The organism is Sphingobium sp. JAI105, from assembly GCF_015752145.1.
Classification (GTDB): domain Bacteria; phylum Pseudomonadota; class Alphaproteobacteria; order Sphingomonadales; family Sphingomonadaceae; genus Sphingobium; species Sphingobium xenophagum.
Window position 1 is genome coordinate 2,445,641 of record NZ_JADOUC010000001.1, and the last position, 15,232, is coordinate 2,460,872.

11 protein-coding genes and 1 pseudogene are annotated in these 15,232 nt (G+C 61.3%); 1 reads left to right on the top strand and 11 read right to left on the bottom strand.

Going from position 1 to position 15,232, the window contains the following annotated elements; genetic code table 11:
- Positions 1–6 precede the first annotated feature (6 nt).
- The 4 genes and pseudogenes from folD to IWY39_RS11735 all read right to left on the bottom strand — a co-directional run bounded on the left by folD (position 7) and on the right by IWY39_RS11735 (position 3,529).
- Positions 7–885 (bottom strand): bifunctional methylenetetrahydrofolate dehydrogenase/methenyltetrahydrofolate cyclohydrolase FolD, encoded by an 879-nt coding sequence (gene folD / locus IWY39_RS11720; protein WP_107126082.1) that lies wholly within the window; start codon positions 883–885, stop codon positions 7–9.
- A 50-nt stretch (positions 886–935) separates the two neighbouring features.
- A complete protein-coding gene (purU, locus tag IWY39_RS11725; RefSeq protein WP_107126083.1) occupies positions 936–1,793 on the bottom strand; it encodes a formyltetrahydrofolate deformylase in 858 nt (285 codons plus the stop codon).
- A gap of 34 nt (positions 1,794–1,827) precedes the next feature.
- Positions 1,828–2,759: pseudogene (locus IWY39_RS11730) on the bottom strand (electron transfer flavoprotein subunit alpha/FixB family protein).
- A gap of 20 nt (positions 2,760–2,779) precedes the next feature.
- Positions 2,780–3,529 carry an electron transfer flavoprotein subunit beta/FixA family protein gene (locus tag IWY39_RS11735; RefSeq protein ID WP_107126084.1) on the bottom strand — a complete coding sequence of 250 codons (750 nt, stop codon included), beginning with the start codon at positions 3,527–3,529 and terminating at the stop codon, positions 2,780–2,782.
- A 238-nt stretch (positions 3,530–3,767) separates the two neighbouring features.
- Between IWY39_RS11735 and IWY39_RS11740 the strand changes: the two genes are divergently transcribed.
- The gene (locus tag IWY39_RS11740; RefSeq protein ID WP_107126085.1) at positions 3,768–4,919 is read left to right on the top strand and encodes a GlxA family transcriptional regulator; all 1,152 of its coding nucleotides are present in this window, start codon (positions 3,768–3,770) and stop codon (positions 4,917–4,919) included.
- Between the two features lie 93 nt (positions 4,920–5,012).
- On the opposite strand, the gene IWY39_RS11745 is transcribed toward IWY39_RS11740, so the two are convergent.
- The 7 genes from IWY39_RS11745 to IWY39_RS11775 all read right to left on the bottom strand — a co-directional run bounded on the left by IWY39_RS11745 (position 5,013) and on the right by IWY39_RS11775 (position 15,225).
- A complete protein-coding gene (locus IWY39_RS11745) occupies positions 5,013–7,004 on the bottom strand; it encodes a BCCT family transporter (protein ID WP_107126086.1) in 1,992 nt (663 codons plus the stop codon).
- Positions 7,005–7,149: 145 nt separating this feature from the next.
- On the bottom strand, positions 7,150–8,337 hold the full coding sequence (gene fdhA / locus IWY39_RS11750) for a formaldehyde dehydrogenase, glutathione-independent (RefSeq protein WP_026149432.1): 1,188 nt from the start codon (positions 8,335–8,337) through the stop codon (positions 7,150–7,152).
- 186 nt (positions 8,338–8,523) lie between these two features.
- Positions 8,524–9,909, bottom strand: coding sequence for an L-serine ammonia-lyase (locus IWY39_RS11755; RefSeq protein WP_107126087.1), 1,386 nt, complete (start codon positions 9,907–9,909; stop codon positions 8,524–8,526).
- 48 nt (positions 9,910–9,957) lie between these two features.
- Positions 9,958–11,226: a serine hydroxymethyltransferase gene (glyA, locus tag IWY39_RS11760; RefSeq protein WP_026149433.1), complete on the bottom strand. Its 1,269-nt coding sequence runs from the start codon at positions 11,224–11,226 to the stop codon at positions 9,958–9,960.
- A 133-nt stretch (positions 11,227–11,359) separates the two neighbouring features.
- Entirely contained in the window at positions 11,360–11,926 is a 567-nt protein-coding gene (locus tag IWY39_RS11765) for a sarcosine oxidase subunit gamma (RefSeq protein ID WP_229380768.1), read from the bottom strand.
- A 9-nt stretch (positions 11,927–11,935) separates the two neighbouring features.
- Positions 11,936–14,929 (bottom strand): sarcosine oxidase subunit alpha, encoded by a 2,994-nt coding sequence (locus IWY39_RS11770; protein ID WP_107126089.1) that lies wholly within the window; start codon positions 14,927–14,929, stop codon positions 11,936–11,938.
- Complete coding sequence (locus IWY39_RS11775) at positions 14,926–15,225, bottom strand: sarcosine oxidase subunit delta (protein WP_107126090.1); 300 nt, start codon at positions 15,223–15,225, stop codon at positions 14,926–14,928. Before IWY39_RS11775 ends, IWY39_RS11770 begins: the two co-directional genes overlap by 4 nt.
- Between the last annotated feature and the right edge of the window lie 7 nt (positions 15,226–15,232).

The window sequence follows — 15,232 nt, forward strand, 5'->3', positions numbered from 1 at the left end:
AGCCGGTCATAGCGCCGGGTCCGCCAGGCTGTTGCGCCGATAGGCGGCCAGAAGCGTATTGTGCATCAGGGTCATGATGGTCATCGGGCCGACCCCGCCAGGCACTGGTGTAATGGCGCCGGCCGTCTTTGCGGCACTGGCGAATTCGACATCGCCGACCAGTTTCTGCTGCCCGTCGCGAATGACGCGACTGGTGCCGACGTCGATGACTGTCGCGCCCGGCTTGATCCAGTCGCCCTTGATCATGTCCGCCTGTCCCACGGCGGCGACGAGGATGTCGGCCTGCGCGACCTTGGCTGCCAGGTTGGCGGTGCGGGAATGGGCAATCGTCACGGTGCAATTGCGTGCGAGCAGCAACTGCGCCATCGGCTTCCCCACCAGAATGGAACGGCCTACGACGATGGCGTCGAGGCCGGAAAGCGAACCGAGCACGGATTCCAGCAGCATCAGGCATCCCAGCGGGGTGCAGGATACAAGGCCGGGCAGGCCGGAAGCGAGCAGGCCCGCGCTGACCGGATGCAGGCCGTCGACATCCTTGGCGGGGTCGATCGCCGACACCAGTTCAAGCGAATCGAGATGGCCGGGCAGGGGAAGCTGGATCAGAATGCCGTCGACGCTGTCATCGGCGTTGAGTCGTCCAACCAGCGCCAGCAATTCTTCCTGCGACACGCCTTCATCGAGTATATGCTCAAAGCTTTCCATGCCCAGTTTGCGAGCCATCCGGCCCTTGCTGCGGACATAGATTTCGCTGGCGGGGTCGGTGCCAACCAGAACGACGGCCAGACCCGGACGCCGACCCGTCTGTTCTGCAAAATGCGGGATGGATTGGGAAATCTTCGCGCCCAATCCTTCCGCGAATGCCTTTCCGTCAATGATCTTCGTCATCGATTATGTTCCCTGCTGATCAACGCTCTTGCTCGGCCCGGCGAGCATCTTCAGGGGGTGAAGACCACCGTGCGGTGGCTGTTGAGCATCACGCGCCCTTCGAGATGATATTTGACCGCCCGCGCCAGCACCCGCGATTCGATGTCGCGACCCGTGGCGACGAAATCCTCGCTGGTCAGGCTGTGGCTGACGCGCTGGGTTTCCTGTTCGATGATCGGGCCTTCATCCAGGTCAGGCGTCACATAATGCGCCGTCGCACCGATCAGCTTGACGCCGCGCTCATGCGCCTGATGATAGGGCTTGGCGCCCTTGAAGCTGGGCAGGAAGCTGTGGTGGATGTTGATAATCTTGCCGAACAGCTTGCTGGACAGTTCGTTGGACAGAACCTGCATGTAGCGGGCCAGCACCACCAGTTCAGCGCCGGTTTCGGACACCAGGTTAAGCAGCTTCTCTTCCTGCTCCGCCTTGTTCTCCTTGGTCACCGGCCAGTGATAATAGGCTATGCCTTCGATTTCCGCTGCCGCCCGCGATGCTTCGTGATTGGACACGATCGCAACGACTTCAGCATTGAGCCAGTTTACCTTTATCTGATAAAGCAGGTGATGCATCGCATGGTCGAATTTGGATACCATGATGATGATCTTGGGACGCTGATCGACATCCGTTACCTTGAGGTCGAGCTTGAAACGGTCGATCGAAGGCTCCAGCGCGCGCGCAACGGCTTCGCGTGTCACTTCCGCCGGCACGGTAATGGCGATGCGCAGAAAGAAATGATCTGCCTGTCGGTCCCAGAACTGATTGGATTCCAGGATGTTCGCGCCCAGCGAAGCGATAATGGTGGTGACATTGGCAACGATGCCAGGCTGGTCGTCGCAGCTCAGCTGAATGATATAGGCTTTTTCACGCATGATTATTCCTTTTCGGAAAGGGTGTGGGGCCGCATCACAGCTGGCGCTCGAACTGGGGAACGAGGTCGAAAATGTCGCCGACGATGCCATAGTCGGCGACCTGAAAAATTGGCGCTTCTTCATCCTTGTTGATCGCGACGATCACCTTGGCGTCTTTCATGCCGGCCAGATGCTGGATCGCGCCGGAAATGCCGCAGGCGATATAGAGGTCGGGCGCGACGATCTTGCCGGTCTGCCCCACCTGCCAGTCATTGGATGCGTAGCCTGCGTCGACGGCGGCACGCGATGCGCCGACCGCGGCACCCAGCCTGTCGGCCAGGGGCAGGATGATTTCACCAAATTTCTCCTCGGACCCCAGCGCACGCCCGCCGGAAACGACGATCCGCGCCGACCCCAGTTCGGGCCGTTCGCTGCGCGCGAAGCGGTTTTCGACGAAACGTGAAAGGCCCGCGTTCCCGACGCTCTCCACAATCTGGATCGGCGCGGAGGCGTCCTGCGTTCCTGTCGGCGGGAAACTGGCGGTGCGGACGGTGATGACCGTCCTGGCATCGCTCGTCTGCACGGTCTGGATCGCGTTGCCGGCGTAGATCGGGCGCTTGAATGTGTCGGCTGCAACGACTTCCACGATTTCGGAGACTTGCATCACGTCCAGAAGCGCCGCGACGCGCGGCAGGACATTCTTGCCCGTCGTGGTCGCCGGAGCGATCACGACGTCATATTCCGCGCCAGCGATACGAGCAGCGCGGCGGTGGGTTCTGCCAGCCGATGTTCCAGAGCGTCGCATTCCGCGAGCAGCACCCGGCGCACGCCGTCAAGGCGGGCCGCCTCTTGCGCGACCGCCTGGGCTCCCTTCCCGGCAACTACTATGTCGATGTCCCCGCCGATCCGGGCCGCCGCCGTCAGCGCGCGTGCCGTCTGTTCGGACAGGCTGATATTGTCATGTTCGGCGAAAAGAAGAATGGTCATGGAGGTTGCTCCAATCCGGATTAAAGGACGCAGGCTTCGTTCTTGAGCTTTTCGATAAGCTCAGGGATGCTGCCGACTTTGATGCCGGGCGCGCGCGCGGCAGGTTCGTCGGTCCTGAGGATTTTCAGTCTTGCATCGACATTGACGCCGTAATCGGCGGGGGCCTTTTCCTCGATCGGCTTCTTCTTCGCCTTCATGATGTTGGGAAGGGAGGCATAGCGTGGATCGTTGAGGCGCAGATCGACGGTGACGATGGTCGGCAGGCTGACGTCAATCACCTGAAGGCCGCCATCGACTTCACGGGTCACCTGCGCATGGTCGCCGTTCAACGCCACCTGCGAGGCGAAGGTTGCCTGGGACCAGCCAAGCAGCGCCGAGAGCATCTGTCCTGTTTGATTGGCATCATCGTCGATCGCCTGTTTGCCGAGCAATACCAGGCGGGGCGCTTCGGCCAGGACCACCCCTTTCAGCAATTTTGCGACATCGAGTGGCTCTACCGGCCCTTCACTCTTGATGAGGATGGCGCGATCGGCCCCCATGGCGAGCGCCGTGCGCAATACGTCCTGCGCCTGAGCGGAGCCGACGGTCACCGCAATGATTTCATCTACCGCGCCCGCCTCTTTCAGGCGCACGGCTTCCTCGACAGCGATCTCGTCGAAGGGGTTCATGGACATTTTCACATTGGACAGGTCGACGCCGGAGCCGTCGGTTCTGACGCGAATCTTGACGTTGTGATCAACCACACGCTTGACGGGTACCACCACTTTCATTCGGCAATCCTCTCCAACATCCATATGGATCAAGGCGTTGCGACCTCCCATTCGGTTGATCCGGGACCGGGAAGCCGCTCCCGTGACAGAGCGGCCGGACAGTCTGCGGATCGCTCAGGAATGCCGTCAGTAAGGAGTAGGTTTGCGACGCAAGTCTGGTGGGGAAAAGAACATTTGCGTCAGTTTCTTGCTATCTCTACGACATGTCAGATAAAGTTCATAAAAAGGGAGGCGGGCGATGATTCTGTCGTCGAGAGAAGCGGAAACCCGTTCTCCGGCAGCGCTGAACGCCGCGATGCGGCGTCAGGCGAACGGCACGCGCCTGTCTGTGGGCTTCATCCTGACACGGCGCTTCACCCTGTGCGCATTTGCGAATTTTATCGATGTCCTGCGACTGGCTGCTGACGAAGGGGACCGCAGCAGGCAGATATTGTGCGACTGGAAGATATTGTCGAACACGATGGAGGCGGTGTCCTCCAGTTCCGGTGTCACCGTTCAACCCAATGAGCGATTGGGCGATCCCGCCAAGTTCGACTATATCGTGGTCGTCGGCGGCCTGGTGGATGAGATAGGCAATGTCGGCAGCGACTATCTGGAATATCTCAGGAAGGCTGCGGCCGCGGGGATACCATTGGTGGGTATTTGCACCGGCGCCTTCATCCTGCACGAAGCAGGCGTCCTCAAGGGCTATAAATGCTGCGTCAGCTGGTTCCATCACCGCGATTTTCTGGAACAGTTCGATGGTCTTGAACCGGTCGCCGATCAGATATTCATCGTCGACAGGGACAGGCTGACCTGTTCGGGCGGGGCCAGTTCCGCTCATCTCGCGGCCTATCTTGTCGAAAAGCATATCGGCCGTGCGCAGGCCAGCAAAAGCCTGCACATCATGATCATCGACGATGCGCTGAATGCTGAAAAGCCCCAGCCGGGCATTCCTCTCCAGTTCAAGACGCAGGATCCCATCGTTCGCCGTGCCCTGCTGATTACGCAGCAGAATATCGATGCGCCGCTGTCTGTGGCGGAAATCGCCCGCAGGATGGGCAAGAGCAAAAGACAGCTGGAACGCCGGTTTCAGACAAGTCTGGGCATGTCTCCCCAAGTCGCCTTCATGGACGTGCGGCTGTCGATCGCCCGCCATTTCCTTGAAAAAACGGATAAATCCATCACCATGATTGCGGTGGAATGCGGCTTTTGCGACTCGTCGCATATGAGCCGGATGTTCCGTCGCAGGTTCGGCCACTCTCCGTTCGAGAGCCGGGTGTCATCGCCGGGCCGGGCTGGCACGATGCCGCTGGAATTGGACTGTGCTGCGGTAGAGGATATGGGCGAAGCGTTTATTCCGGACACCGACTGGATCACGATCGGCAAAGATCACTCCGCCATGATCTGACTGTGCATGGCGGCGGCCAAGCGCTGCGATCTGGCTTCCCTAACCTGGTTTAGCTGTGTCGGAGGCAGGGAGCGAACCCCTGCCTCCGATCGATCAGGCGGTGGCGATGCCGCCATGTGCGGGCGCCTTGGCCAGCAGACTGGCATCGGGCGAGCAGGACACCGCCAGATAGCGTTCGAACTGGGCCAATATGTCCGCAATGACCTGTTCCTGCGACATGCCCATAATGTCATATCCCCGGCTTCCGTCCGAAAAGAAGGTCCGCGCCTCATGCCGTTCGCTGATGTTCGCCGCCTCAATGGGTGAGAATATCGGCAGCTTGTGAGACCCCGGCCGGACCCCATACAGGAAACCGCGGCAGTCGGGCGTGGCCGAATTCAGGCATATTGCGCCATCCTCACTGGAAACGAACGCGGTGCGACCGCTACGGGTGAGCTCCGCTGCCACCGCTTCCAGCGCAGGAAGCACGGTTTTGCCGATAAAGTCGGCCACATCCGCCTGTTTGGGCGTATGGAGCGCCAGCGCGAGCCGGGCCTGCCAAGTGGGTTCGGGCGCGAAAGAGGGAGCGCCGCGCGACCGGCCGTGGCCGACTTCATATTGCGCGACATCCGCCTTCATGCCCTTGAACAGGCCAAAGATCAGGACAAGCATCACGAGCGCAAAGGGCAGGGCGGCAATGATGGTCGCCGCCTTCAGCGCGGCCAGGCCGCCCGCGATCAGCAGAATGATCGTGACCAATGCTTCCAGCACGCACCAGAACAGCCGCTGCAAGGTCGTGGTCTGCGTCTTGCCGCCCGATCCGATGATGTCCATCACCAGCGAGCCGGAGCTTTGGGACGAGATGAAGAAGATGCCCACCATGAACACGGCCAGCGCCGACGTCGCAGTGGCCCAGGGCAAATATTCGAAGAATTTGAACAGGGCGATCGAAACATTGCCCGATACGGCCTTCGATATCGCGCCTGCGGCCACGCCTTGATCCAGAATTAGGGCCGTGTTGCCGAACACGGTCATCCAGATGAAGGTGAAGACGGTGGGCAAGAGCAGGACGGCCAGAATGAATTCGCGCACTGTCCGGCCGCGCGAAATGCGCGCTATGAACATGCCGACGAAGGGCGCCCAGCTGATCCACCATGCCCAATAGAACAGCGTCCATGCGTTGATCCAGGGCTTGGGCTCATAGGCGTAGATGTTGAAGGTGCGGGGCACGAAGGAGGTAAGATAGAGCCCCATATTCTGGACCAGATCACGCATCAGCTGGATGGTCGGCCCCGCAATCAGGACGAACAGCATCAGGCCCAGTGCGAGAATGATATTGATCTCGCTCAGCAATTTGATGCCCTTGGAAAGGCCCGACAGCACCGACAGCGTGGCAATGGTCGAGATGATGACGATCAGCACCACCTGAATCGGAATGGTCATCGGCAGGCCGAACAGATAATTGAGGCCACCATTGACTTGCTGCACGCCCAGACCAAGCGATGTCGCAAGTCCAAATACGGTGCAGCAGATAGCGAAAATGTCTACCGCGTCGCCGATCCGACCACGAATTCTCTCTTTAAGGAGAGGGTACAGGCCAGACCTAATCGTCAGCGGCAGATTGTAGCGATAGCCGAAATAGGCGAGCGAAAGGCCGACCACGGAATAGATCGACCATGCATGAATGCCCCAATGGAAGAAGGTGATGCTCATCGCATCCTTCTGCGCGGCGATCGTCATAGGATCGGCGTCAGGCGGCGCTGCATAATGCATCATGGGTTCGGCCACGGCATAGTACATCAGGCCGATGCCCTTGCCCGCTGCGAACAGCATCGCGACCCAGGACCCGAAACGGAAGTCAGGCTCACAATCGTCCGGGCCAAGTTTCAGATTGCCGTAACGGCTGATGCACAGGATCGTGACCGAGAACAGGAAAATCCCGACGGCCAGCAGATAGAACCAGCCTACTTCGGCCAGAACCCGCGCTTCGACGTCCGACAGCAGGGCCTCCGCCTGATGGGGGAAAAAGGCGCCGACCCCCAGCAGGAGCAGAATGATGCTCACCGATCCGAAAAACACCGGTGGATTTATGATAAACCGGAACATCACCACGCCCCCAATTCGTTATGCTGCCGAATGAATTCACTATGCCGGTTTCGGCCCCCGACATGTTTCGGAGGCCGACCGGATTTGTCACTTTTTCAACCCTCGCGCCGCAATCGGAACAGGCCGATCAGGAGCGCAGGATAGATCATGCGGCGTTGAGCAGTCCGTGCGGATCAAGAACAAATTTGGTTGCCGCGCCGTGATCGAATGATTCATATCCTTGGGGCGCATCCTCCAGTGAGATGACGCGCGCGTTGACGATGTCGGCGATCGGCAGACGATCGTGCAGAATCGCCTGCATCAGTTGCCGGTTATATTTGAGCACGGGCGTCTGGCCGGTGTGGAAAGACTGCGCCTTTGCCCAGCCCAGCCCGAACCGCAATGACAGGCTACCCTGCTTTGCCGCATTGTCGACAGCGCCGGGATCTTCCGTCACATAGAGGCCCGGAATGCCGATCGATCCGGCCGCGCGGGTGATTTCCATCATCTGGTTAAGGACGATGGCGGGTTGTTCTCCGCCCGTATGGCCGCGTGCCTCGAAACCAACGGCGTCGATTGCGCTGTCCACTTCGTCGGTGCCGATGACCTCCGCCACCAGATCGCCAAGCCGGTCGCTCTGCGACAAGTCGATGGGCGTGAAGCCGACCTTGGCGGCGTGGTCCAGGCGATCCTTGTTGAAATCGCCGATCATCACGACCGCCGCGCCCAAGATCTGCGCCGATGCAGCGGCGGCAAGACCCACCGGACCCGCGCCCGCGATATAGACGGTCGAGCCGACCCCGACGCCCGCACGCAACGCGCCGTGGAAGCCGGTCGGCAAAATGTCGGACAGCATCGTCAGGTCGCGAATCTTTGCCATCGCCCGATCGCGATCGGGGAATTTCAGCAGGTTGAAGTCGGCATAGGGCACCATGACGTAGCGCGCCTGTCCGCCGATCCATCCGCCCATATCGACATAGCCATAGGCACCACCCGCCCGCGCAGGATTGACGGTCAGGCAGACGCCCGTGTCCTGCGATTTGCACGTGCGGCAACGACCGCACGCCACGTTGAACGGCACGGATACGATGTCGCCGATTTCCAGCATTTCGACATCGCTGCCCTTTTCGATCACTTCGCCGGTAATCTCATGACCCAGCACCAGCCCTTGCTGGGCCGTCGTGCGGCCTCTCACCATATGCTGGTCGGAACCGCAGATATTCGTCGACAAGACCTTCAGAATGACGCCATGGTCGATACGGCGGCCATCCGGCGCCTCGAGTTTCGGATCAGCAATGTCCTGTACCGCGACCTTGCCCGGTTCCAGATACACCACACCTCGGTTCTTGCTCATATCCTTATCCTCTCTGCTTCGTACTTTTGGTCGCGACGAGATGTTCGAATTTCCGGCTGGTTCCTTCCGTCGTGGATCGACTCGTCGGCTTGCTGCAAAGAGGAGCATTCTGGTTCGCCGGGGGCCATCATGACTGCGACGCAGGCAATTACAAATGCGCCATGTCGCGGGGCTAACCGGCTTTAGTCAGCATTCGGGCAGATTGACGGCAAGGCCGCCCAGGCTCGTTTCCTTGAATTTCGTGCTCATTTCCTCGCCGGTCTGCCGCATGGCCTCGATGCAATTGTCGAGCGGCATGAAATGCGAACCATCGCCGCGCAGCGCCAGGGAAGCCGCCGCGACAGCTTTTGTCGCGCCGATGCCGTTGCGTTCGATGCAGGGCACCTGAACCAGTCCGCCAACCGGATCGCAGGTCATGCCCAGATGATGTTCCAGCGCGATCTCCGCGGCATTTTCAACCTGTTGCGGCGTACCGCCCAATACGGCGCACAGCCCCGCCGCCGCCATGGCCGCCGCTGATCCAACCTCTCCCTGACAGCCTGCTTCCGCGCCGGAAATGGAGGCGTTATGCTTGATCAGCCCGCCAATCGCCGCGGCGGTCAGCAGGAAGTCGGAGACTTTCGACGGGTCCGTTCCCAGGCAATGATCCAGATAATAGCGCAGCACCGATGGCACCACGCCCGCCGCGCCGTTGGTCGGCGACGTCACGACCTTGCCGCCCGCCGCATTTTCCTCGTTCACGGCCATGGCATAGACGCTGAGCCAGTCGGACGAGGCATGAGGCTGGATGGAGTTGGACTTGCGCTCTTCCATCAATTGGCGGTGAATATGGGCGGCGCGACGCTTGACGCGCAGGCCGCCAGGCAGCTCACCGTCCTGCCTCAACCCGCGCTCGATGCATCCGTTCATGACCGACCAGATGCGCGCCACGCCCGCCTCGACATCGGCCTCGTCGCGTGAGACCGCTTCGTTACGGCGCTTCATTTCGGCGATGGACAGGCCGCTGGCATCCGCCATCCGCAACATCGCCGCGGCATTTTCGAACGGAAACGGCCAGTCCGCGACTTCTTCGGCGGCCGTCTGCCGCGGCGCGTTGCGTTCCGCCGCGCTGACGACGAAACCGCCACCGATGGAATAATAAGTCTCGCTCAATACCGGATCGCCGGTTTCGTCCATGGCGGACAGGATCATGCCGTTGGCATGGCCGGGCAGGGGAGGGCCATAGTCGAAGATGACGTCCTTTGCTGGATCGAAGGCCAGACTGGGCAGGCCGGGCAGGCGCAACGTGGTGGTTTCCCTGAGGTCCGCCAGTTCCGCTTCGGCCCGTTCCATGTCGAGATCCGCTGGCAGCCATCCCAGCAGGCCGAGCGTGACGGCCCGGTCCGTGGCATGGCCCTTGCCCGTGAAGGCGAGCGAACCATAAAGCGTTGCCCGAATCCGAACCGCCCTCTGCGATGCCGCGGATTGCCGCAGCAGGTCCAGAAAGGCGACCGCCGCCGTCATCGGCCCCATCGTATGAGAGGATGAGGGACCGATGCCGATCTTGAACACATCGAAGACGCTTAGAAACATGGCAGGCCTCGTCGATGTCAGGTCAGGTGTAGCTTGCCTGCTTCCCGGTCATTGGTAAATGGGGAAGCGGCGGCATAGATCCTGCACATCGGCCAGAACCTCCGCCTCCACCACCGGGTCGCCTTCCGCACCGTTGCGGGCCAGCGCGTCGATCACGCGCAGCGCAAGCGCGCCGACCTGACGGAATTCCGCCTCCCCAAATCCGCGCGTCGTGCCCGCTGACGTGCCCAGACGGACACCGGAGGTGACTGCGGGCTTTTCAGGATCGAAGGGGATCGCATTCTTGTTGCAGGTGAGGCCAGCCCGTTCCAGCGCATGTTCCGCATCGCGGCCCTTGACGCCCTTGGGGCGCAGGTCGACCAGCACGACGTGACTGTCGGTGCCGCCCGAAACGATGTTCAGGCCGCCTTCGATCAACGTGTCGCTGAGCGCGCGGGCATTGTTCAGGACATTGCGGGCATAAAGCTTGAATTCGGGCTGCAAGGCTTCACCGAACGCCACCGCTTTCGCCGCGATGACATGCATCAGTGGGCCGCCCTGATTGCCGGGAAACACCGCTGAATTGATCTTCTTGCCTAGCGCTTCGTCATTGGTGAGGATGATGCCGCCGCGTGGCCCCCGCAGCGTCTTGTGCGTGGTTGAGGTGACGATATGCGCATGGGGGATCGGGTCGGGGTAGACGCCGCCTGCCACCAGACCAGCCACATGGGCCATGTCGACCATCAGATAGGCGCCAATTTCGTCTGCGACGCTGCGGAAGGCCGCGAAGTCGATCTCGCGCGGATAGGCGGAGCCGCCCGCGACGATCAGCTTGGGCCGGGTTTCCAGCGCCTTGGCGCGCAGATCGTCATAGTCGATCCGCTGGTCGGACTCGCGTACTTCATAACTGACGACGTCGAACCATTTGCCCGACATGGTCACCGGCGAACCATGGGTAAGATGGCCGCCATGGGCAAGCGAGAGGCCCATGATGCGATCGCCGGGCTGAAGCAGGGCGAAGAACACGGCCTGGTTGGCCTGAGCGCCCGAATGCGGTTGAACATTCGCATAGGCTGCGCCGAAAAGCTGTTTTACCCGCTCAATGGCGAGCGTTTCGATTTCATCGACATATTCGCAGCCGCCATAATAGCGTTTGCCAGGATAACCTTCGGCATATTTATTCGTCAGGACCGATCCCTGCGCCCGCATGACGTCCTCGGAAACGATATTTTCCGATGCAATCAGTTCGATCTGGTCCTTCTGGCGACCCAGTTCGCGTTCGATGGCTTCCGCAACGGCACGATCTTTCATGCCTGCATGGGACGTGCTCTGCGTCATATCGACATCTCCGAAAATAGCATGGTCAGGAGCGATTTCAGCCAATGGAGTACCGGCTCGGAAATCGCGCGAATGAAAAAGTGCAGTCTGTCCTACTGGTCCGATCGACAGGGCCAGGGGCTAGATCCAGGGCCTAGATGTCGAGTTCGATTTCGCGGGCCACGACCTGCAGGAAATGCCACACATGCTCCGAAAAGGAATGCCAGACGTCGATCTGGAACCGATCCTTCGCATCGCGGAGCAAAATGATCTGCGCCTTGCCGTCGAATATCGTTCGGCAACCGCTGCCAGGCGCCATCGCGTCCACATCAAAGGCGATCGCTGATTGCAGCGCGAGCGCGGCATCGCGGCCTTCGATCCCGATGCTCACTTCCCGATGGCTGACATCGACCAGACTGTGGGGCTGCTGCGCATAAAGCGCGGCGAAGCCGCCCTCGATTTCCGCCTGGTCCGCAACCGGAACGGTCACATACCATTCGTCGGGACCAAGGCACACGGCCGTCTTTTCGCCGGCATATGCTACGTCGCCGATATTGCCGGGCAGATTGAGGCCCAGAACGGTAGAGGCTGCGATCCGCTGATCCGGGTCGATGCGCAGGCTGAAGCGCGCTTTGTCCGCAAGCGGCCGGATGGTGAACGGAAAGGGCTTGTGGAGCGTAATGCCTTCGCCGCTCAAGGGGTGATGAGGATGCATCGTCATGGCGCTTCCTTATGCGTTGAGGCGGGAGTTTTCGGGGTCGACAAAGACCATCCCGGTGATTTTCGCGGACAATGTTCGGTCGGGCATGGGGATGTAAATGGTTTCGCCCATGCGCGAATGTCCGCCCTCCACGACCCCGAAGGCGATCGAGCGATTGAGGCTGGCGCTCCAATAGGCGGACGTTACGTGGCCAACCATCTTCATCGGAATGGGCTGGTTCGGATCAAACACGATCTGCGCGCCTTCTTCCAGCACCATCATGGGATCGTCAGTCAGCAGCCCGACCAGCTGTTTACGGTCCTTCTTCAGCATATCGGGGCGGGTGAGGGATCGCTTGCCGACGAAGTCAGGCTTGGCTTTGCCGATCGCCCAACCGAGCGCGGCGTCGTCGGGGGTCAGCGTGCCGTCCGTATCCTGGCCGACAATGATATAGCCCTTCTCCGCGCGCAGGACGTGCATGGTCTCTGTGCCATAGGGTGTGATTCCATAGGCCTGACCGTCGGCAAACAGCTTTTCCCAAATGGCGCGGCCATAGCGGGCGGGGACGTTCACCTCATAGCCCCGCTCGCCGGTGAAGCTCACCCGGAACAGGCGGGTCGGCACGCCGCAGATGTGCCCTTCGGCCACCGCCATATGCGGGAAGGCATCGTCCGACAGGTCGATGCCCTCGACCAGTGGTTCCAGCAGGCGGCGGGCGTTCGGACCCTGAAGCGCGATGACGGCCCATTGTTCGGTCGTGGAGGTGAGCCAGACCTTGAGATCGGGCCATTCGGTCTGGAGATAATCCTCCATCATGTTGAGCACGCGCGCTGCGCCGCCAGTCGTCGTGGTGACGTGGAATCGGTCCGGCGCCATACGGCCAATCACGCCGTCGTCGCGGATGAACCCGTCCTCGCCCAGCAGCAGGCCGTAACGGCAGCGGCCGGGGGCGAGCTTGGTCCAGGGGTTGGTGTACATGCGGTTCATGAATTCCGCAGCATCCGGCCCGACAATTTCGATCTTGCCCAGGGTCGATGCGTCGAAAATCCCCACCGACGCACGCACCGCTGCGCATTCCCGCGCTACCGCGGCATGCATATCCTCGCCAGCCTGGGGGAAATACCATGCGCGGCGCCACAGCGACACAGGTTCAAAGGCAGCCCCCTTCGCCTCGGCCCAGCCGTCGATCGGCGTCTTGCGGGTCACTTCGAACAGGCGGCCCCGGTTATAGCCGGCAAAGGCGCCGAAGGTCGTCGGCGTATATGGCGGACGGAATGTCGTCAGGCCGACCGCCGGAACCGGCGCACCCACAGCGTCCGCGGCGATGGCCAGGCCGTTGATGTTCGACGTCTTGCCCTGGTCGGTTGCCATACCGTTGGTGGTGTAGCGCTTGACATGCTCGATCGACTTGAAGCCCTCGCGCACCGCCAGCCGGATGTCCTTGGCGGTCACGTCGTTCTGGAAGTCGACAAACGCTTTCGCCTTGCCCGGATTCTGGTCGGTCGGCATCTCGCGGACGCGAATGCCGGTCAGCTCGGTTTCGTCCGCCACCATATATTGGGCGGAACGGCCATTATAGCCGGCGTCGGAGGCTGCGTCGGCTCCGGCCTCGGCCCCTTCTGCCAGCGCCTTGGCCAGGCCGAAGCTGCCATTGCCTGCGCCGACGGTGCGGCTGGCTTCGGCATGTTCGCCCGGCAGGAAAGCCTGCTCTTCCTCATGCCAGTTGAGCTTGCCCTTGGTGTGCGAGAAAAGATGGACGCTGGGCGTCCAGCCACCGCTCATCATCAGCACGTCGCATGCGATGGTACGCGCGCCGCCGGCTGTCGGGTCGGCAGGGCGCACCCGTGCCGACTTGATCCGCAGCCGGCCGCTGGTGCCGGTAACGGTCCAGCCCGCCAGCACCTCGATCCCCAGCGAATCCGCCTTTGCGCGCAGATGGGAGGAGATGTTGGGGCGCAGGTCCACGATGGCGACAACCTTGCCCCCCGCCTTCGCCAGATCGAAAGCGGCCAGCCAGGCGCTGTCATGCGTGGTCACGACCAGGGCGCTTTGCCCCACCTTAACCCCGTAGCGATTGAGATATGTGCGGGCTGCACCCGCCAGCATCACGCCTGGCCGGTCGTTGCCGTGGAAAACCAGCGGACGCTCGATCGCGCCCTGCGCCAGTACCACCTGCGCTGCACGAACCTTCCACATGCGTTCGCGCGGCGTACCCTGCGGAACATCGGCCAGATGGTCGGTCAGGCGCTGGCACAGGCCGACGAAATTCTGGTGATAATAGCCAATGGCGGTCGTGCGTGGGAGCAGGGTTACATTGTCCAGTGCGGCAAGCTCGGTCATCGCCATGGTCAGCCAGTCCCAGCCCGAACGCCCGTCAATGCTCGCGTCGGTTTCAGACAGCAGCGAACCACCAAATTCCGCCTGTTCGTCGAGCAGGATGACCTTTGCGCCGCTGCGACCGGCGGAAAGGGCGGCGGCGATCCCCGCTGGCCCTGCACCGACCACAAGCACGTCGCAATGGATATGGCGGCTGGCATAGGTGTCGGGATCCGGCTGCGTCGGCGACACGCCAAGGCCCGCCGCACCCCGGATGAACGGCTCGTAAACCTTGTTCCAGAAGGACTTAGGCCACATGAAGGTCTTGTAGTAGAAGCCCGCCGAGAACAGCATATAGGCCGCGTCGTTGACTGCGCCTATGTCGCGCTTGAGCGAAGGCCAGTGATTCTGGCTATTGGTCGACAGCCCCTGCGAGATTTCCAGCACCGTGGCGCGGGTGTTGGGTTCGAATCGGCCGGGGCCGTGCGTCACGCCGACCAGCGCGTTCGGCTCCTCCGACCCTGCCGCCAATATGCCGCGTGGACGGTGATATTTGAACGACCGACCCACCAGATGAACGCCGTTGGCCAGCAGGGCGGAAGCGAGCGTATCGCCCTGAAACCCTTCATAGCGGGTGCCGTTGAAGGTGAAATGGACCGGCCGACCATGGTCTACCCGGCCCTTGCCTGCGATGCGATGGTTGGTCACGGGGTATCCTCGCTTTGCACGATCTGCGGACGGGGCAAACCGGCCTTGTATGTCGTTACGAACTTGTCGCTGAGGGTGTCGCGGGCCGCATTGAAGAAGCGCCCGCAGCCATGGATATGGCGCCAGCGTTCATAATGCAGGCCGCGCGGGTTTGAGCGTATGTAAAGATGGTCGCGCCATTGATCGTCGTCGAGCTGCGAAGGGTCGGTCGGGCGCGCGATATGCGCCTCGCCCGCATAGGCAAACTCCACTTCGGGACGTTCGGCATTGCAATAGGGGCAATGGATGAGAAGCATCTGCTGC